The organism is Dokdonella soli (assembly GCF_039523175.1).
In the GTDB taxonomy this organism is placed as follows: domain Bacteria; phylum Pseudomonadota; class Gammaproteobacteria; order Xanthomonadales; family Rhodanobacteraceae; genus Dokdonella_A; species Dokdonella_A soli.
Genome location: NZ_BAAAEU010000006.1, coordinates 100,207 through 119,868, shown reverse-complemented (window position 1 = coordinate 119,868; position 19,662 = coordinate 100,207). Strand labels below are relative to the sequence as shown.

Sequence of the window (19,662 nt, the reverse complement as noted above, 5' to 3'; positions counted from 1 at the left end):
CGGCAATGCCGGCGCCTTCTGCCTCGTGGCGGCGCTTCGCCGCCATCCCTTTCCATCGCAAGAATCTCCTCCGCATGCTCAAAGAAGCCATTGATCTGCACCGCCAGGGCCGCCTCGACGAAGCCGAACAGGGTTATCGCGCGCAGCTCGTGGAACACCCCGACGACGCGGACGCCTTGCACCTGCTCGGCATGCTGCGCTACCAGCGCGGTGATGCGCAGGAGGGCGCGCGCCTGCTCGGGCGGGCGCACGAGCTGGCGCCGCAGGATGCGAACATCGAACTCAGCCTCGCCTCCCTGCGTTTCCGCGAGGGCGACCACGCCGCCGCGAAGCCGCACTTCGAGCGCGCGCTGGCGCTCGATCCGAACCTCGGCGGCGCGCATGCGGGCATCGGCCAGATCGCCTTGATGCAGGGCGAGCACGCGCTGGCCGAGCAGCATTTCCGGATCGCGCTGCGTGCCGGCGAGGAGCCGCATGCGCTGGCCGGTCTGGGCGCATTGCTGCTCGAGCGCGGCGACATCGAGGGCGCGCTGCGCCATCTCGGTCGCGCCGCCGATCTCGCGCCGCAGGACGCGATGATCCAGATGACGCTCGGCCAGGCCTTCATGAAGCGCGATACCCCGGCGTTCGCGGAGCAGGCATTCCTGAACGCGCTGCGCTTGCGTCCGGATCTGCACCAGGTGCGACTCTGGCTGGGTTCGCTGTTGCTGAAGGCCAAGCGCTTCCACGAAGCCGAGGCGCAGTTTCGCGAGTTGCTGCCGATCCGCGACTTCGCGGTGGAGGCGTACATCGGCCTCGGCGATGTCGCGCGTGCCGAGCATCGCTTCGACGAGGCCGCCACCGGCTATCGCGCGGCGCTCATGGCGGCGCCCACGCATTCGATGGCCACGCGCGCGCTCGCGTGGACGCTGGCGCAGCAGGGTCGCAATGACGAAGCGATAGAGGCCTATGACGCGCACCTGTCCAAGGTGCCGGACGATCATGCGGTGCGCACCGCGCGTGCCGATCTGCTGATGATGATTGGCCGGCTGCCGGATGCGGCGACGGACTGGAAGGGGCTGCTCGACGAGAATCCTGCCGACCTGCAGGCGCGCAGCCGGCTCGCGCTGTTGTCCGAACACCTGGGACAGCTCGATACCGCGCGCGCCCACGCCGATCTGGTGCTGAATGCGCGGCCGGTCGATCCGGACATGCAGCTGGTACGGGTCCGCGCGCAGATGCGCGACGGCGAGAATGTCGCCGCGCGCGCCTCGTTGGAGGCGCTCGCGTCGCAGGCGCTGAACGACAGCCAGAACCGGTTGTGCTGGAACTATCTCGGCCGGCTGCACGACCGTGCCGGCGAAGCCGTCGAGGCAGTGCGCTGCTTCAGCGAAGCGCAGCGTGGTCTGTCCGCCGCGATGCCGCGACTGGACGATCCGCATCCGGATTTGCAGGCGGCGCTCGCCGAACCGGTCGCGGAACCGTGGGCGCAGGCGCCGATCCTGCTGCTCGGCACGCCGGGCAGCGGCGTCGAACAGGTCGCCGCGCTGCTCGCCGACCAGCCGCAGCTGATCGTGCTGCGCGACCGCATCGGCGGATTGCTGCGCGACGACGACTTCAACCGGCCGCGCTTCCCGTACTACTGCGGTGAACTCGGCGCCGCCGATCGCGAGGCGCTGCGCGAGCGCTGGCTCACGCCGCTGCGCGCGAGCGGTGTCGCGCTGGATCGACCGGTCATCGATTGGCTGCCGCGCTGGGACGCGCATCTGCTTGCGCTGGTGCGCCGCGCGATGCCCGGCACGCGCCTGGTCATCGTCGAGCGGGATCCGCGCGATGCGCTGCTGAACTGGCTTGCGTTCGGCTGGGCGGACGGCTTTCCGTGTGCGCAACCCGAGGTCGCGGCGGAATGGCTCGCTCGCGCGCGTCGCCATCTCGGCCATGGCGGCGAGCTCGGCGATCCGCGCCGCCTGGTCGTCGCCGCAGATGCACTGCTCGACAACGCGCAGCTGGGTGGCGTGGAGCTCGCGCGCTTCCTCGGCGTCGATGCGCTGCAGCCGGGATCCCAGTTCGCGGCCGCACAGCGTGGCTTCGGCGGTTTGCCGACGCGCTTCGCGGGCGGACACTGGCAGGGCTACCGGGATGCGCTGGCGGAGGCGTTCCGACACTTCGACTAAGGAGACTGCGATGCGCGGATTCGCGCTGTCCATCCTGCTGTTCGTTGCGCCGGCCTGCTCCGCCGCGGTTGCGCTGGACTCGTTGTCGCTGCCGTCCGGATTCCACATCGAGGTATATGCCGACGCGGTGCCGAACGCGCGTGAACTCGTGCGCGGCGCGAACGGCACCGTGTTCGTCGGCTCGCGCGACGCCGGCAAGGTGTATGCGCTGACCGACGCCGGCCACGAAGGCAAGCCTGCGCGCGTACGCGTGGTCGCGAGCGGCCTGCAGATGCCGAGCGGCATCACGTTCCACGACGGCGATCTCTATATCGGCGCGGTCAGCCGCATCCTCGTGCTGCGCGATATCGAGCAGCATCTCGACGATCCGCCCAAGCCCATCGTCGTCACCAACAAGCTGCCGGACAAGACCCATCACGGCTGGAAGTTCCTCGCGTTCGGCCCCGATGGAAGGCTCTACGTGCCGACCGGCGCGCCGTGCAACGTCTGCAAACCCGGCAAGGACTTCGCGAAACTGATCAGCATGAAGGCGGACGGATCGGACTGGCGCGATGTCGCGCTCGGCATCCGCAACTCGGTCGGCTTCGACTGGCAGCCGGGCACGCAGCAGCTCTGGTTTACCGACAACGGTCGCGACGAGCTCGGCGACGACCTGCCGTCCGACGAACTCAACCGCATCACGCGAACGGGCGAGCACTTCGGGTTCCCATACTGCCACCAGGGCGACACGCTGGATCCGGAGTTCGGCAAGGGCAAGTCGTGCAAGGACTACACGCCGCCGGTGCTCAAGCTCGGCGCGCATGTCGCCTCGCTCGGCATGCGCTTCTACACCGGCACGATGTTTCCGGCCGCGTATCGCGGCGCCGCGATCATCGCCGAGCACGGTTCGTGGAACCGCTCGAAGAAGTCCGGCTACCGTGTGATGACGGTGCGCCTCGATGGCAGCCGTGTGCTCGGCTACGAGCCGCTGATCGATGGCTTCCAGCACGACGAGATTGCGCAGGGCCGGCCGGCCGACGTGTTGGTCATGCCCGATGGCGCGCTGCTCGTCTCGGACGATCTGGTCGGGGCGGTCTACCGTGTGAGTTATGCAGCGCCGATGCCCTCAGCGAAGAAGTGAAGCACGCGGCGGCAGCGTGGCATTCCCGACGCGTCAGTTTCCGCACGCCGTGCTCGCGTTCGCTGCTAGCATGCGCGATTGATTCCAGCACGGTTGATCCGGCATGAACCAGGCTTCCCCGCTTCCGCACGCGGAGCGTCGCGCTGCGGCGCTCGCACTGGCCAACCAGGGCCGCATGCTCGAGGCCGAGCGCGCGTTCGGCGATCTGCTGCGTGAACTTCCCGACGATGTCGACGCGCTGAATTTCCTCGCGATCTGCGCGCACCGCCGCGGCCAGATCGACGAATCGCTCGAGCTGCTCGGCCGTGCACACCGCGCACAGCCGGACGATGCGATCACCCTGGTCAACCTCGGCGCCCTGCAGCGCGAACGCGGCCATCTCGATGAGGCGCACGCCGCGATGAAGCGCGGCACGGAACTGGCGCCGGATCTGTTCGCCGCGCGCCTGCGACTGGGCGAGATCCTGCAGGCGCTGGGTCGCCACGCGGATGCGTTGCCGGTCTATTTCGGCGCGATCATGACCGCGCAGGAGCACGGGCACTGGCTCAGCGATGCGACGACCGCGGTGGAACTGCAGCCGCTGGTCAAGCATGCGATGCGTCTGGTCAGCGCCGGTCGACGTGAACTGTTCCTCGGGCTGCTGCAGCCGCTGCGCGAGCGTCACGGCGGCGCAGCGCTCGCGCGCGTGGAGAAGAGCCTGGCGATCTATCTGGGCGAGCTGCCGCCGAACTATCCCGAGCCGAAGCAACGTCCGAAATTCCTGTATTTCCCGGATCTTCCCGCGCCGCGCTTCTTCGATCGCGAACTGTTCCCGTGGTATGCGCAACTCGAGGCGCAGACCGCGGTGATCCGTGACGAGATGCTCGCGCTGCTGGCCGAGGATCGCGACTTCGAGCCGTTCCTCGGGCACGTCGACGACAAGCAGACGCTGCACGACTACCTGCGTGGCGACCGCGGCGCGCCGGCGTGGAACGCGTTCTTCTTCTATCGCCACGGCGTGCGCCACGATGCGAACGCGCTGCGCTGCCCGCGTGCTGCGGCCGCACTCGACGCGACACCGCTGTGCCACGTCCGCGAACATGCGCCGGAAGTCTGCTTCTCGGTGCTGACGCCCGGCTCGCACATCCTGCCGCACCACGGCGTGACCAACACGCGCGTGGTCACGCATCTGCCGCTGGTCGTGCCGGACGGAGATCTGGCGCTGAATGTCAGCGGCGAGCTGCGGCGCTGGGAGGAAGGGCGCTGCTTCAGCTTCGACGATACCTACGAACACGAAGCCTGGAATCGCAGCGCCGACACGAGAGTCGTGGTGCTGCTGGATGCGTGGAACCCGTACCTGACCGAGGTCGAGCGCGAGGCGGTCACCGAACTGATCGGCGCGATCGGCGATTTCAACCGCGCCGCGGGCGTATAGCTCGCCGCGACGCCAAACCTGCGCCACGTTGGGGCTCGCTGCGCTCACCCCAACCTACACGTCATCCGCACTCCGGCAATGGGTAGGTTGGGCCGAGCGCAGCGATGCCAACACGCGCGTCAAACCCCCGCCGGCAACGCGATCAGCAACGCGATGCCGAGCACGATCCGGTAGATCGCGAACGGCGTGAAGCGGTGCGCGCGGATGTAGCCGAGCAGCCACTTCACCGCGACGAACGCGGTGACCAGCGAGACCACGAACGCGATCGCCAGCGCGTTCCAGTCCTCGTGCGCACCACCGCCGGCCTTGAGTGCTTTCAACAGCTCGTAGCCGCTCGCGGCGAACATCGTCGGGATGCCGACCAGGAACGCGAACTCGGTCGCGGCGGCACGGTTGCTGGTGCCGGCGAGCATCGCGATGAAGATCGTCGCGGCCGAGCGCGAAGTGCCCGGGAAGACCGCGGCGACGACCTGGGCGAGGCCGACCAGGATCGCGACGCGCCAAGTCACCGGCGTGCGGTCCGGCTGTTTCGCAGCAAGCCACTCCGCACCGAGCATCCAGACGCCGCCGATGATCAGCGCCCACGCAACCGGCGTGATCTTTTCCGGCAGCTTGAAGCCGAGCCGGGTCGCGACGAAGCCGAGCACGGCGGTGATCAGGAACGCGACCGCGAGTTTCAGCGCATAGTCACGGTTCTCGGGTTTGGCGAATCCGGTCGCCAGCTGCCACAGCCGTTCGCGATAGATCAATGCCACGGCGAGGATCGCACCGGCCTGGATCACGACATTGAACACGTCTGAACGCTGACCAAGCCAGTGCTCGGCGATCAGCAGGTGGCCGGTGCTGGACACCGGCAGGAATTCGGTGATGCCTTCGATGATGCCGAGCAGGATCGTGTTGACGAGATCGCTCACGGGTCAGCCTTGGGATGGGGGAGGGACGGAGGCGCCGGACCGCGCCATGCGTGCGCAGTCTAATCGCGGGCCGGATCGTTATCGAATGCACAGAATCGGTGAAATAGCCGTAATGTTTGCATGCTTTATGTGCATTCGATTCGATGTCGTCACGGCAAGCCATTGATTTAACTGCGGTGTGCCAAGCGAGAGCGTTGGCATGCCGGTTGCTGTAACAGCGCACCCTCCCAGGAGATTTCCCATGTCCGCGCAAAACGTGCTCAAGCTGATCAAGGACAACGCCGTCGAATTCGTCGACCTGCGCTTCGCCGACATGCTCGGCAAGCAGCACCACATCACGTTCCCGGTGCATGCGGTCGACGAGTCGCTGTTCGAGGACGGCAAGATGTTCGACGGCTCGTCGATCGCCGGCTGGAAGGGCATCAACGAATCGGACATGGTGCTGCTGCCGGATGCGGACACCGCGATCATCGATCCGTTCATGGCCGACAAGACCCTGCTCCTGCAGTGCGACGTGCTGGAACCGAGCACGATGCAGGCGTATTCGCGCGATCCGCGCTCGGTCGCCCGGCGCGCCGAGGCGTACCTGAAATCGACCGGCATCGCCGACACCGCGTTCTTCGGTCCGGAGCCCGAATTCTTCATCTTCGACTCGGTGCGCTACCGCAACGACATGAATCACGTGTCGTACGAGATCGAATCCGAGGAAGCCGCGTGGTCGTCCGGCAAGTCGTTCGAGGGCGGCAATTCCGGCCATCGCGGCGGCATCAAGGGCGGCTATTTCCCGGTCTCGCCAGTCGACACGTTCCAGGACCTGCGCAGCGAGATGTGCAAGGTGCTCGAACAGGTCGGCCAGGTCGTCGAGGTACACCACCACGAAGTCGCGAACGCGGGCCAGTGCGAAATCGGCACGCGCTTCAACACGCTGCTCAAGAAGGCCGACGAACTGATCACGATGAAGTACGTGATCAAGAACGTCGCGCACCAGAGCGGCAAGACGGTGACGTTCATGCCGAAGCCCGTGGTCGGGGACAACGGTTCGGGCATGCACGTGCATCAGTCGCTGGCGAAGAACGGCCAGAACCTGTTCGCCGGCGATCTCTACGGCGGCCTGTCGCAGACCGCGCTGTACTACATCGGCGGCATCTTCAAGCACGCGCGCGCGATCAACGCGTTCGCGAACTCGACGACGAACAGCTACAAGCGCCTGGTGCCGGGCTTCGAAGCGCCGGTGATGCTTGCCTATTCCGCGCGCAATCGTTCCGCGAGCTGCCGCATTCCGTTCGTGCACAGCCCGAAGGGACGCCGCATCGAGGTGCGTTTCCCGGACCCGATGAACAGCGGCTACCTGACGTTCACCGCGCTGATGATGGCCGGGCTCGACGGTATTCTGAACAAGATCGACCCGGGTGCGCCGGCCGACAAGGATCTGTACGACCTGCCGCCGGAAGAGGAAAAGAACATCCCGACGGTCTGCCATTCGCTCGACCAGGCGCTCGACGCGCTCGACAAGGACCGCGGCTTCCTGAAGGCCGGCGGCGTGTTCAGCGATGACCTGATCGACGCGTACATCACGCTGAAGATGCAGGAAGTCACGCGTTTCCGCGCGGCGACGCATCCGCTCGAGTATCAGATGTATTACGCGATCTGAGGCAGATCGCGCGCAGATGTACTACGCGATCTGACCTGACCCGCGGCGCCCGGCCCTGTTCCGGCCGGGCGCTTGTCGATCGCGATGGTCGGAGGCTGTTCTGCCCCTTGGGGTCATGCGAGGTTCTACGCTAATACATTGCGTCAAAGCCGTCGCAGAACATCGTGTCCGGCCGGTAACACGCGGGGACGCGTTCATAATCCCCCAGATCGCGCGGACCATGGACATTCGGCACGGTGGGGATATCAAAAACGCGCCGCATGCCGTCGAGATCCACACTCGGCTCGGTGCCGGCCGGATAACTTTCGGGAGGAGCAAAGTCGACGCCGAGCGACGTGATCTGCAGGTGGTAGTCGCCTGCAGCCGCATTGACGAAGGTTGGGGTGCCCTGCGTGCCGCCGAACGGAATCGTGCTGATATCGTTCGACAGCACATACGACACGCCGATGTGTGTGCCTGAATTCAGCGTCACCAGGCCAGGCTGGTCGATGATGCTGTCCTGCAATGTGTCATAGAAGGAATTGCCGCTCGTGGTGTTGTAGATGACGCTCGCGCCGCCGAGCGAATTGTTGGCCAGCGTGCACGAGTCGATGTCGATATCCGTATTCTCGGCCCGGATCAGTTCAGCGCTCTGCGTGTTGTCGGCCAGAAGACAGTCAATGACGTTCGCCGGCTGGCCGCCGACCAGGCGAATGGCATGGCCGCCCTGGTTGAAACGCATCGTGAAGCGGCGCGCATCCAGATATCCGGCGCGGTTGATGAATAGTGCTGCACCGGCCGTCGGCTGACTGCTCGCATCGAGCGACCCATTGTTGTTCACGGTATTGCAGGCTACTCCTGCAGCACAGTTGACGCCGCCGAGAGAAGCCAAAGACGCACCGTAGTTGTAGTCGTAGCATTGCGAACTCGGATTGAATTGGACTGCGCCGGCATCGGTGATGGTTCCGCTAACGGCATGGTAGTCCGCATAGATCGCGGAACCCTCCGGCGCGACATTGCCGTCGATTCGAAAATTGGTTGCGCAGAGCAAGGCGTAGATCGGCCCGGGAACGGCAAGATCCCAATTGGGCTTGAGGTAGATACCCCCGCCCGCCTGGGTCGCCGAGTTGTTCGATATCGCGCCAGGATGGTTGGGGTCCGTCGCAAACAGGTTCACCCTGACGTCTTCGACTCCGTTTTCCGGACCCTGCGCAACCAACGCGATGCCGCCGCCGTAGGCGGCGTCGTTGAATTCGATCACCGGCGCGCCGTTGTAGCCTGGGGATCCGATGTCCGCCTGAGCCGGAGGAGGCCCCGCCATCAAGATGCCGCCACCGTTGCCATTCGGCGTGTGGTTGTATCCGATGAATGTGTAAGGTGCGAGCGCCAGCAGACGAGTGGCGCCTGCCAGGTAGATGCCGCCGCCATCGATCGTTGCGGTGTTCTCTTCGATGATCGTTCCGGCGCCGAGCGTGAGCGTAGCGTTGCCGCCGAGGCCGGAGAAAAAAATGCCGCCGCCGTTGCTTGCGCTGTTGTTGACGATTGAGGAATCGACCACCGTCAGCGAGCCGTACCCTCCGAAGAGGATGCCGCCACCCTGACTGCCGCCACCGCCGGTGAGCTTAAGCGACTGCAGGGTCACGTTGCCGCCGCCGTAGATGAAAATGACGCTGGTGCTGCCGGTCCCGTGCAAGGTGACGGCAGGCGCAGGCGGCGGACCGCCGCCACCGCCCCCACAGCCAATGCTCGGATCGCAAATTCCGATCGTGTGGCCGCAGGGAACGCCGGCTCCGACCCCGACCAATGCCAGGGATTTATTGAAAATGGTGAGCGCCTGCGAGGTGTAGGTGCGCTCGTTCGTAATCAGGATCGTCGTACCCGGACAGGTCGCGTTGTTGATCGCTGACTGGATGTCGTTATCCGTGCAGGTGGCGTCGCCGGCGACGTTACCTACGTAACGGTAGTGCGGGATCGGCAGGCAGATGGCAGGGGCATCGACGCTGAGCAGGGTCAGAGCGGCAAGCAGCCATCTTGTCCAACAAGCGGTAATACGCACGCGCGTTGCCATGACACTTCTCTCGCCTCGGCATCAAGATGCCGGGCACCTTCGAGAAACGCCATTTTGCTCTGGATTGCGACACCTGTCGACGCAAAAACTTGCCTCTGTCCGGGGAGCCTGGACTACTTGGCGACAGCCTTTCGACAGTCCGTGCGAGGCTATTTCCCCGAGTTTCGCGCGCCACGGCTCTCGCCGAATGGACGCTGGTGGTCAGCGTGGAGCCGCTTCGCCGGACCTCATCGGAAGGGTGGCTGGACTGCGCCGCTTCAAGAGCACGCGCACCAGCCAATAGAGCATGACCAAAAGTACCAGCACGACTGGAATCGCCAGCACGCCGGACTGGCGAATCGGCGCGGGGAAAAACCTGGCCTGGCCCAGGAAAAACGATAGGGTCGCAATCCACATCGCGAAACTCATGCGCCACAGATGCCTGGCAAGCCGATGGGCGCCCTGAATGCTTCGGGCCCACAACATGCGTGCGTCCAATAGCCCTCCCAAAAGGCCCACGACGCCGAACATGAAGAGAGGCTGCGGCGGGAGCCCGTCCACGCTGCCGTCAGCGCTGTGCAAGCCTTCGAAGCCCAGGGCGAAGGCGTATGCACTCCCCGTCAGCGCGAGCAGCATGAAGCCCGTCACCAGCCCGCGCGATTGTTCTACGGGACGCCGCACCGTGAGCAGCGCGGTGCTGACCAGGTAGAAGGTCAGCACGCCGGCGATCACGTTCACCCTGTTCGGCCTCAGGAACGCCGCCATCACCACAGCGCTGGATGTCAGCACCAGCATCGCAATGACGAAGATCATCCCGCTCTTGCGGTGAACCGTCGATCCCTTCGCGGCATAGAGCGCAACGGCTCCCGATGTGAGCGCCAGCAGTCCGGCAATGATGTGGATGAACTTCATGTGCGGGTCCTCCTCGGTCGTCGCGCCGCGCATCGCGCACTTGCGTGCAACAGCGCAGCCATCGACGCGCGAATGTGCCCGCACGACTTGGCACCGCAAAGCGGTTTGCGATGGTCGACGGCTAGTCGTGCATGAACCACGGTGGAAGCGGACAGACGGCGATCGTCGCAGTCGCGCGCCGCGGGTCCGCACCGGAGCTGGCGACACGTGCCTGTGACACGTCGCCGATCCTTCGCACTCGACTCACTTGCCCGCAGCTCATCGCCGTCCAGCGTGACTCATCCGCGTCGCAGCGTGGCTGGTCGGATCGCGCTTCTTTCCCAACCGGCTTTCTGCGACAACCAGCCATCGCGGCATCAATCATCCTGTGGCTGCCACATCTATGATGAGGCGGACATCGAGGATCGATCGTGGGAGTCGCTGATGGAAACCGCAAAACGCGCGGGCCGAACGATCGGTACGTTGCTGCTGCAGATGGCCGGCAGCGCGCTGGTGAACTTCGTATTGCTGGATCCCATAAACCAGCCGCCGGGTTTCCTGGTGAATGCGGTGGCGCACGCACAGCAGATCGGACTGGCCGTGCTCATCGGACTTGCGACGAGTGCGCTTTCGGTCGGCATCGCGATCACGGCGTAGCCGATCTTCCGTCGCCATGGCAGCGCGATGGCGCTCTGGTTGCTGGTGCTCGCCGTCGCCGGCTTTTCATTGAGCGCGGTGGAGTACACCACAGTGCTCTCCATGCTGTCGTTGAGCCAGGCTTATGCAAAGGCGGGTGCTGCAAACGGTGATCTGTTCCAGACCCTCGCGGGGGCGGTCGGCTCCGCACGATACTGGGCGCACTACATGAATCTGATCGTTGCGGGCGGCGTGGTCTTCATGCTGTACAGCATGCTGTATCGCTTCGCGCTGGTTCCGCGGGTGTTGGCTGCCTTCGGGCTGGGCGCCGCGATGCTGATGCTCATTGCCTTCACGATGCCCCTGTTCGGCTATCACATCGTGTTCCTGCTGCTCCTGCCCTTGGGCCTGAGCCAGTTGGCCCTGGCGGCATGGCTGATGGCCAAGGGCTTTGAGGAACGGCAACCACCGTCAAGGAGAGAGTAGATGACCGTGATCAGCAAGAACGCCCGAGTTGCGGGATTCCTCTATCTCCTGCTCGTGATCGCCGGGCCCCTTCGACTCATCTATATCCCCAGCACGCTGTTCGTGCGTGGCAACGCGACTGCGACGGCCAACAACATCGCCGCGCACGAGTCGATGTTCCGTCTCGGCATCGCCAGCGACCTGTTCTGCGGGACTCTCTTGATCTTCCTCGTGCTGGCGCTTTACCGGCTGTTCAAGGGGGTGGACAAGAACCTCGCGGTGCTGGTGGTGATCCTGGGTGGTGTGATGCCAGCCGCCCTCTACTTCTTCAACCTGCTGAACGACTTTGCGGCTCTGATGCTCGTGCGCGGCGCCGATTTCCTGTCTGCATTCGACAAGCCTCAGCGGGATGCCTTGGCCATGCTGTTCCTTCGTCTGCATGGCCAGGAGATCGTTGCCGCCGAGATCTTCTGGGGGCTATGGCTCTTCCCGTTGGCGATCCTTGTGTACAGGTCGCGTTTCCTGCCCCGCTTCCTGGGGGTCTGGTTGGTCATCAACGGCTTCGCCTATCTGGCGCTGAGCTTTACCGGCTTACTGCTGCCGCAATACGAGGATGTGGTCTCCAGCATCGCCTTCCCCGCCCAACTCGGAGAGGTTGCCTTCATGTTGTGGCTCCTGGTCATGGGCGCAAAGGAGCAGGCAGTGAATGCCCCGGCGTCCTGATCTTGCGCCGCCCGACCTCGGTGACCCCGAGCGGGCGGGTGGTCTGGATTATCCTCACACCATGCACGCATCTATCGTTCCCGCAAAGCCGCGCGGCTTGGCCTTGTTGCTGGGATGGCGGCGCGTGCGGTTCACGCTGTGCGCGTCGATCTTGATTGGACTGCCGCTCGGCCTCGGCTGGAAGTCGGGGTTGATGTCCTTGCTGATCCGCACGGTGACGCTCGGGCTGGTCGCGATGCTGGCGTTCGGGTTGTTCGAACAATGGCCCAAGCGGCTGCCGGCGTGGCTCGCGCGCTGGGTGTTGCAGGTGCTGGGCGTGGCGGTCGCGATGCCGTTGGCCACGTATGCGATCTATGTGCTGTCGACCGATGCCGGCGCGCCGCCGTTCTGGCAGGACGAAGATCGCCTGGGCGGCTTCGCGATGCTGAGCGTGCTCGGCGAGCTGCTGGCGCCGTGGATGGCGCTGGCGGCGCTGGTGCGACAGAAGGATGCGTTGGCCCGTCATCAGGCGTTGGCTTTCGATCTCGAACGCAGCGAACTGGAGCGCAACGCGCTCGACTCCCGCCTGCGCCTGCTGCAGGCGCAGGTAGCGCCGCACTTCCTGTTCAACACGCTGGCGAACGTGCGCGAGCTGGTGGACTCCGGTTCGCCGCAAGCCTCCACAGTGCTGGACAGCCTGATTGCCTATCTGCGCGCCGCGGTGCCGCGCCTGCACGAGCCGGCGACGACCTTGGGCCAGGAACTGCAGCTTGTGCGCGCCTATCTGGAGTTGATGCACATGCGCATGCCCGATCGCCTCCAGTTCATGCTGCAGGCCGACGAGACCGCCCTGGATCTGCGCTGCCCGCCGATGACGCTATTGACGCTGGTCGAGAACGCCGTGCGCCACGGCATCGATCCGAGCGAGGAGGGCGGTCGCATCGAAGTGCGCGTGCGCATGCAGGACGGGCGCTGCCGCGCGGATGTCGTCGACACCGGCGTGGGCCTGCAACGCGCCGGTAACGGGCTGGGTACCGGCCTGTCGACGCTGCGCGAACGCCTGCAGCTGACCTTCGGCGGCGATGCGCACCTGCGGCTCACAGCGCTCGAACCCCACGGCGTATGCGCGGAACTCGACTTTCCGGCGCAGCGGAGCCCGGCATGACGGCACGACGTCCCACCGCACTGATCGCCGATGATGAGCCCTTGCTGCGCAAGTCGCTGACGCGCCTGCTGACGCAGGCGTGGCCCGAGCTGGACGTGGTGGCGCAGGCACGCAACGGCCGCGAGGCGGTCGAGCAGTTCGAGGCGCAGCGACCCGACATCTGTTTTCTCGATGTGCACATGCCGGGCCTCTCGGGCGTGGAGGCCGCACGCCGGATCGGTCGTCGCGCTCACCTCGTGTTCGTCACGGCCTACGACAAGTACGCGGTCCAGGCCTTCGAGCAGGGCGTGCTCGATTATCTGGTCAAGCCGGTGGAGCCGGCGCGTCTGGCCGAAACCGTCTCGCGTCTGCAAGAGCGGCTGCGCGCCGCTCAGCCGCTGCCCGACGCCGCGGCATTGCTGGAACAGTTGGCGGCGCATCTGCACAAGAACACCGCCCCGGCTCCGCTGCGCTGGATTCGCGCATCGATCGGGCAGGCGCTGCGCCTGATCCCGGTCGACGAGATCGATTTCCTGCGCTCCGACGAGAAGTACACGCTGATCGCCTGGCGCGGCGATATGGGGAGGCCCGGCGAGGCGCTGATCCGTACGCCGCTGAAGGAACTGGTGGCCCAGCTCGACGCCGCGCACTTCGTGCAGGTGCACCGCTCGGTGGTGGTGAACCTTCAGGCGATCAGCCATGTCACGCGCGGCGTCAACGAGACTGCACACATCCACTTGAAGGGTCGCAACGAGGTGCTGCCCGTGAGCCGCAGTTACCTGCACCACTTCCGTCAGATGTGACCGAAGCGACATAGGTGTTTTGCCCACGGAAGTCTTCTGAAAGCGGCATGCAGCGCCGCACTGCTTTGCACTAAACTTGTGCAATGCGACCCTACGACACCCAGTCGCTCCCGGAGTCGACGTCGACCCTTGCCGGCTGGCCGCTGTCCGAGCACTGCGCGACACCGATGGCGATCGTCGATCGTGAGCTCGGCCTCCAGGCGGTGAATGTGGCGCTGCTCGACTGGCTGGGCGCCGGTGCGCGCAACTGGCGCGGCGAGGCGCTGGCGGTGCTCGACGCGAAACCGCCGCTGCTGTCCGAGGCGGCCGCGCGCGCGTTTGCCCAGGATCGGCGCATCTGGTTGCGCGAGGCGCGTCTGCGCACTGCGATCGGCGATCGTGGTGCGGATCTCGCGTTGACCCCGCTCGACGCACGCGCGCTGCTGCTCGAAGTGCTGCCGCCCGCACTCGGCGATGCGGCTTCGGGCTCGCGTCTGTCCGAGTCGCTGCGCGGCTTCGCGCACGAGGTTCGCGGTCCGCTCGCCGGCATGCGCGGCGCGGCACAACTGCTGCAGCGACGTGTCGATGGGCCCGATTTGCAGGAACTCGCGGGACTGATCGTCGGCGAGGTCGATCGCCTCGCCGACTTGTCCGAACGGCTATTGCATACCGGCGCGAAACCGCGGCTCGCGCGCGTCAACATCCACGAAGTCATCGAGCGCGTTGCGGCACTGATAGCGGCCGGATCGGCGCCACCCCGGTTGCGCCGTGACTACGACCCGAGCCTGCCGCCGGTCAGCGTCGATGCGGACCGCCTGCAGCAGGCGCTGTTGAACCTCGCTCGGAACGCGGTCGAGGCCGGTGCCCATGAACTCACCCTGCGCACGCGGGCGGAACACGGCGCGCGCATCGGCGAGCACGCGGCACGCCTCGCGCTGCGCGTCGATGTCGCCGACGATGGCCGCGGCGTGCCGGCCGCACTCGCCGACACGCTGTTCGAGCCGCTGGTTTCGGGGCGCGCGGATGGCAGCGGGCTCGGTCTCGCATTGTCGCGTGAAATCGCGCGTGAACATGGCGGCGAGCTCGGTTACACCAGTCGCCCCGGCGCGACGGTGTTCAGCCTGCTGCTGCCGGTGAAGGAGTGAATCGCAGCATGCGCGACGAACCCTCCATCGGGCCGTGCCAAGCACTGCTTGTAACCTCGCGGCGCCTTCTAAGCCCTCTCCCCCAAGCTCCGCTTGGGGGAGAGGGTTGGGTGAGGGGGCGAGGCCGCAAGTCCACTCGCGGCGGCGGATTTCGTGCAGCGGCAGCAGGCACCCGCGCTGCGGGCGTGAACGACGCGAGGCGCGCATGAACGAGACCGGCGCCACGATCTGGATCGTCGATGACGACCGCGCAGTGCGCTTCGTGCTCGCCGCCGCGCTGCGCGAAGCCGGCTATCAGCCGCGTGAATTCGGCGACGCCGAAACCGCGCTGGCGGCGCTCGCCGATGCCACGCCGGACCTGCTGTTCACCGACGTGCGCATGCCCGGCGCGAGCGGCCTCCGGCTGCTCGAGCGGATCGCCGCCCATGAACCGCGCTTCGCGGTGATCGTGATGAGCGCGTTCACCGATGTCGCCTCGACCGCGTCCGCGTACCGGCTCGGCGCGTTCGATTATCTGCCCAAGCCGTTCGACCTCGACCAGGCCGTCGCCGCTGCGCGGCGCGCGCTGGCACAGCCGCGCAACGTCGCGACGGCAACGTCGGCGCAGGATCACGCGGAAGACGCCGAGCTGATCGGCCGCAGCCCCGGCATGCGCGAGCTGTTCCGCGCGATCGGCCGGGTCGCCGCGAGCGGCCTCGGCGTGCTGATCACCGGCGAAACCGGCACCGGCAAGGAACTGGTCGCGCGTGCGCTGCATCGCGAGAGCGCACGTGCGGCGCGGCCGTTCATCGCGCTCAACACCGCGGCGATCCCGGCCGAACTGCTCGAATCGGAACTGTTCGGCCACGAGCTCGGCGCGTTCACCGGCGCCGCGCGGCGCCACGCCGGCCGTTTCGAGCAGGCCGATGGCGGCACGTTGTTCCTCGACGAAATCGGCGACATGCCATTGGCGCTGCAGACGCGGCTGCTGCGCGTGCTGGCGGCCGGCGAGTTCTATCGCATCGGCGGCCGCGAGCTGATCCGTGCTGATGTGCGCGTGATCGCGGCCACGCACCAGGATCTCGACGCCAAGGTCGCACGCGGCGAATTCCGCGCCGACCTCCTGCATCGCCTCGACGTGGTGCGCGTGCACCTGCCGGCGCTGCGCGAGCGGCGCGAGGACGTGCCGCTGCTGGCCGAGCATTTCCTGACGCGCGCGGTCGCGGCCGTCGGCAGCGCCGCCAAACGCTTCTCGCCGGCCGCGCTCGGCGCGCTGCGCGACTACGACTGGCCCGGCAACGTGCGCCAGCTCGAGAACCTGTGCCGGCGTCTCGCCGTGCTCACGCCGGGCCGCGAGATCGGCGTCGGTGACCTGCCGCCGGCGATCGTCGAGAGCGTGCCGCAGAACGAAGGCGCCGGTTGGAGCACGGCATTGCGCGCCTGGGCCGATCAGCGACTCGCAACCGGTGCCGAGAATATCCACGCCGAGGCCCATGCCGAGTTCGAGCGCGTGCTGCTCGACGCCGCGCTGGCCGCGCACGGCGGGCATCGCCAGCATGCCGCGACGTCGCTGGGCCTGAGCCGCAACACGATGACGCGCAAGCTGGGCAGTTCGCGGCGCAAGCGCAACCGGGTCGATTGAACGCACTTGGCAGGAGGGTGGCGATGGTAGCGAAGCGGAAAGGAGGCTGGCTGGGGGGATTCTTCGCTGGACCGGTCGCGGATTGCTCGCGCTGTTCGTCCTTGTCACCGTGATCTTCACGGCATATCGGCAGCGCGGTCCGACCCAGGAACAGCGCGATGCACTGGCGCTGATGCAGAAGGACTATCGCCCGACCCGCGGCGTCAACGCGTTTCCGCTGCTGTGGTTCATGCGCTACGACGTTCCCGAGGAGCAGCTCGCGGCGCGCATGGCCGCGGACGTCGAGGCGGTGCGCTACAAGCTCGCCGCCGGGGAGATCGTCGGCAACCACGAACCAGACGCGCCGCCGCTGGCGGAACCGCCGATCGACGCGACGGCCTTGTGTGAGATCCGCGCACCCGGCTGTCTCGCGAAGGTCGTCACCCATCCGGAAGGGGTGCGCACTATTCTGGCGAGCCATCCGGCCCTGATGGCGCGCGCGCAAGCGTTCGACCACACCGATTTCTACTGGAACGAATTCCTCCCCCGTGTCGTCCAGATCGCCCATCCCGGCGTAGCGCAGCAGCTCTGGTTGAGCGCGTTCGCGCTGCAGTACGTCGATGGTGATCATGCCGGCGCATTGACTTCGACATGCCGAAACCTGGGCGCGTGGCGAAGGATGCAGCAGGGGACGAATTCGCTGATCGGGGCAATGATCGCGGCTAGCCATGGGGACGGTGCGATCCATTTGTTGGCGGACATGCTGGCCGGCCTGCGCGCGGGCGAGGCCGTGCCCGCCGAGTGCGTCAGCGCCGCGCAGCCGATCGCCGCAGCCGATGTGGACCGCTGCGCGCAGATGGCCGGTGAATTTCGAGCCCAAACCAGCATCTTGCGCGATGTCGCCGCGCAGAGCGCGCAGCGGCCGTGGTGGGAACGTGCAATCAACTGGCTCTCCTTCGAAGAGCGACAAACCAAAGCCTGGATTGCGGAAAATTTCGCCTCTTATTGCGGTGAGGCAGCGGTCGCACACATGCTGGCCGACCAGTCCTCGCGCAGCGCACCGTCACGCCCGCTCATGCACCGGCCGGAATGCGTGTCGAGCCTGATCGGCTGCATCCTGTCCGATATCGCCGCGCCGGCGTATGCGGACTATGACCAGCGCACGCTCGACTTCGCCGCGCATCTGCGCCTCGCGGCGACGCTGCTCTGGCTGCACGACAATCCCGGCGGCACGTTGTCCGAACGTTTCGAACGACGGCCTGCAAGTCTGCGCAGTGCCAGGCACGCCAGTGGTGTCGACGTGACGCGTGGCCTGCTCTATGTCGACAATTTCCACGCCCAACGTGAGGCGCGTTTCGAGTTGCCGGTCTCATCGGTGAGCGCTGACGGAACACTGGCTGCGCAGCGCTTGGCGCAGCCCCATCCATGAGGTTCGCTCGATCCGCGTGGCCGCTTGTGTGTATTGTTGCGCGGCCGACATTCCTGAGTCCGAATCCATGAGTGAGACCGTTCCCATCCGCGATGCAACCATCGCCGATATCCCTTTTCTCGCCGACAGCAACGCTGCGATGGCGCTGGAGACCGAGCAGAAGAGCCTCGATCGCGGCGTGCTCGAGCGCGGTGTTGCGGCGCTGTTCGAGCGCCCTCAGCGCGGCTTCTATCTGGTCGCGGAGTGTGCCGGTGAGCCTGTCGGCTGCCTGCTCGTGACGTACGAGTGGAGCGACTGGCGCAATGGCGACTGGTGGTGGCTGCAGAGCGTCTACATAGTCCCCGGTGCGCGGCGCGGAGGGGTGTTCCGCGCTTTGCATGCCGAGGTCGATCGCCGCGCGCGCCTCGATCCGGGCGTCGTCGGGCTGCGCCTGTATGTCGAACGTGACAACCGGCGCGCCCAGCAGGCTTACATGGCACTCGACATGGACGAAACTCCGTATCGGCTGTTCGAACGGGAATTCGGCCCGTCGGAAAGAAGGTTCTGATCGGCAGGTGTCGCGACCCATGCTCATGTCCTTCGATCGTTTGCGCCGCAGCGCATCCGACGTGTTCGGTCTGTTCGCACTGCCGATGCTGGTCGCTGCGCTGCCGTGGCCTGCCGGGCTGGCCTTGCTCAAGCAGGTGTCGCATCGTTCGTCGACGTTCCGAGTCGAGGCCGACGCGGCGTGGCAGGTCGCGCGTGATCACGTCGACGGGATGGTCGACGCGGACGACTGGAAGTGGCGCTACCGTCTGATCCGCTGGATCGAGCGCGCCGACACGTGGTTGACGTTGACGCGCAGCACGGCGTGGTGGCAACGGCACGTCGATATCGTCGGGGAATTTCCGGCCCAAGGTCACGGCTGGTTGCTACTGACCTTTCATTGGGGTGCCGGCAACTGGGTCTGGAAGTTGTTGCGCGCTCGCGGCATCGCTGCACACTTCCTTGCCCGGCGTCCCGGTGCCAGCGATCTTGGCATGAGCCGCGTCGCGATCTGGTACGGCCGCCTGCGTGGTTGGGCATTCGCGCGCATCGGCGGCCTCGGGCCGCTGTACACCGGCGGCAGCGTCGGACGCATCGAACGCGCATGGCAGCGCCGGGAGAGCGTCGTGGCGATGCTCGATCTGCCTGTCGGCGAGGCGCGGCCGGCGTGTCGCGTGGATCTGCTCGGGCGGTCGGCATGGCTGCCTTCCCGCCTGCCGGAACTGGCCGTTTCGCGCGACGTGCCGGTGGCCATCCTGAGCTGCGGTTTCAACATCGACAATGGCCGGCGTACGCTCCGCCTGGAGTCTGTGTCGCAGGCTGCCGATGTTGCGCTGGTGCTCGCCCACTACGCCGCGCATCTTGATGCGCGCCTTCGCGGCCAATCGGAATTCTGGATGATGTGGCACGAGGCTCCGTCGATGTTTGCTGATGGGAATGCCCTGCGGGTGGCGGACACGCGCTGAAGCAGCGCGACGCCGTCGTATATCACCGCGATTGTCAAGGGCGGAACTCCTCGGCATACAATGGCCATGACATCGTGGCAGCACGCACTGGCAGTCCGAT

General features: G+C 66.2%; 17 protein-coding genes. 14 read left to right on the top strand and 3 right to left on the bottom strand.

The window, feature by feature from the left end; translation table 11 throughout:
- The first annotated feature begins 74 nt into the window (after positions 1-74).
- The 3 genes from ABD002_RS06230 to ABD002_RS06220 all read left to right on the top strand — a co-directional run bounded on the left by ABD002_RS06230 (position 75) and on the right by ABD002_RS06220 (position 4,687).
- Complete coding sequence (locus ABD002_RS06230) at positions 75-2,153, top strand: tetratricopeptide repeat protein (protein ID WP_343788271.1); 2,079 nt, start codon at positions 75-77, stop codon at positions 2,151-2,153.
- Between the two features lie 10 nt (positions 2,154-2,163).
- Positions 2,164-3,273: a PQQ-dependent sugar dehydrogenase gene (locus ABD002_RS06225; protein WP_343788269.1), complete on the top strand. Its 1,110-nt coding sequence runs from the start codon at positions 2,164-2,166 to the stop codon at positions 3,271-3,273.
- 103 nt (positions 3,274-3,376) lie between these two features.
- Positions 3,377-4,687 (top strand): aspartyl/asparaginyl beta-hydroxylase domain-containing protein, encoded by a 1,311-nt coding sequence (locus tag ABD002_RS06220; RefSeq protein WP_343788267.1) that lies wholly within the window; start codon positions 3,377-3,379, stop codon positions 4,685-4,687.
- 119 nt (positions 4,688-4,806) lie between these two features.
- On the opposite strand, the gene ABD002_RS06215 is transcribed toward ABD002_RS06220, so the two are convergent.
- Complete coding sequence (locus ABD002_RS06215; RefSeq protein ID WP_343788265.1) at positions 4,807-5,601, bottom strand: undecaprenyl-diphosphate phosphatase; 795 nt, start codon at positions 5,599-5,601, stop codon at positions 4,807-4,809.
- A gap of 241 nt (positions 5,602-5,842) precedes the next feature.
- Between ABD002_RS06215 and glnA the strand changes: the two genes are divergently transcribed.
- Positions 5,843-7,252, top strand: coding sequence for a type I glutamate--ammonia ligase (glnA, locus tag ABD002_RS06210; protein ID WP_343788263.1), 1,410 nt, complete (start codon positions 5,843-5,845; stop codon positions 7,250-7,252).
- A gap of 130 nt (positions 7,253-7,382) precedes the next feature.
- Here the strand turns inward: glnA and ABD002_RS06205 are convergent, their stop codons facing one another.
- The gene (locus ABD002_RS06205) at positions 7,383-9,299 is read right to left on the bottom strand and encodes a hypothetical protein (protein ID WP_343788261.1); all 1,917 of its coding nucleotides are present in this window, start codon (positions 9,297-9,299) and stop codon (positions 7,383-7,385) included.
- Between the two features lie 201 nt (positions 9,300-9,500).
- On the bottom strand, positions 9,501-10,190 hold the full coding sequence (locus ABD002_RS06200; RefSeq protein ID WP_343788259.1) for a DUF2306 domain-containing protein: 690 nt from the start codon (positions 10,188-10,190) through the stop codon (positions 9,501-9,503).
- Between the two features lie 423 nt (positions 10,191-10,613).
- Here ABD002_RS06200 and ABD002_RS06195 point away from each other — a divergent pair, with 423 nt between their 5' ends.
- The 10 genes from ABD002_RS06195 (at position 10,614) to ABD002_RS06150 (ending at position 19,562) form a co-directional block, all read left to right on the top strand.
- A complete protein-coding gene (locus tag ABD002_RS06195; RefSeq protein ID WP_343788257.1) occupies positions 10,614-10,826 on the top strand; it encodes a hypothetical protein in 213 nt (70 codons plus the stop codon).
- A gap of 3 nt (positions 10,827-10,829) precedes the next feature.
- Complete coding sequence (locus ABD002_RS06190; RefSeq protein WP_343789369.1) at positions 10,830-11,291, top strand: DUF4386 family protein; 462 nt, start codon at positions 10,830-10,832, stop codon at positions 11,289-11,291.
- Positions 11,292-11,993 (top strand): DUF4386 domain-containing protein, encoded by a 702-nt coding sequence (locus tag ABD002_RS06185; protein WP_343788255.1) that lies wholly within the window; start codon positions 11,292-11,294, stop codon positions 11,991-11,993.
- A gap of 61 nt (positions 11,994-12,054) precedes the next feature.
- Positions 12,055-13,137 carry a sensor histidine kinase gene (locus ABD002_RS06180; RefSeq protein ID WP_343788253.1) on the top strand — a complete coding sequence of 361 codons (1,083 nt, stop codon included), beginning with the start codon at positions 12,055-12,057 and terminating at the stop codon, positions 13,135-13,137.
- Positions 13,134-13,919: a LytR/AlgR family response regulator transcription factor gene (locus tag ABD002_RS06175; protein ID WP_343788251.1), complete on the top strand. Its 786-nt coding sequence runs from the start codon at positions 13,134-13,136 to the stop codon at positions 13,917-13,919. Before ABD002_RS06180 ends, ABD002_RS06175 begins: the two co-directional genes overlap by 4 nt.
- Before the next feature lie 83 nt (positions 13,920-14,002).
- Entirely contained in the window at positions 14,003-15,043 is a 1,041-nt protein-coding gene (locus ABD002_RS06170; RefSeq protein ID WP_343788249.1) for a two-component system sensor histidine kinase NtrB, read from the top strand.
- Between the two features lie 205 nt (positions 15,044-15,248).
- Positions 15,249-16,664: a nitrogen regulation protein NR(I) gene (gene ntrC, locus ABD002_RS06165; RefSeq protein WP_343788247.1), complete on the top strand. Its 1,416-nt coding sequence runs from the start codon at positions 15,249-15,251 to the stop codon at positions 16,662-16,664.
- 109 nt (positions 16,665-16,773) lie between these two features.
- Complete coding sequence (locus ABD002_RS06160; protein ID WP_343788245.1) at positions 16,774-18,072, top strand: hypothetical protein; 1,299 nt, start codon at positions 16,774-16,776, stop codon at positions 18,070-18,072.
- Between the two features lie 67 nt (positions 18,073-18,139).
- Positions 18,140-18,619: a GNAT family N-acetyltransferase gene (locus ABD002_RS06155; protein WP_343788243.1), complete on the top strand. Its 480-nt coding sequence runs from the start codon at positions 18,140-18,142 to the stop codon at positions 18,617-18,619.
- Positions 18,620-18,644: 25 nt separating this feature from the next.
- Positions 18,645-19,562, top strand: a complete 918-nt coding sequence (locus ABD002_RS06150; protein ID WP_343788241.1) for a hypothetical protein — start codon at positions 18,645-18,647, stop codon at positions 19,560-19,562.
- Positions 19,563-19,662 lie beyond the last annotated feature (100 nt).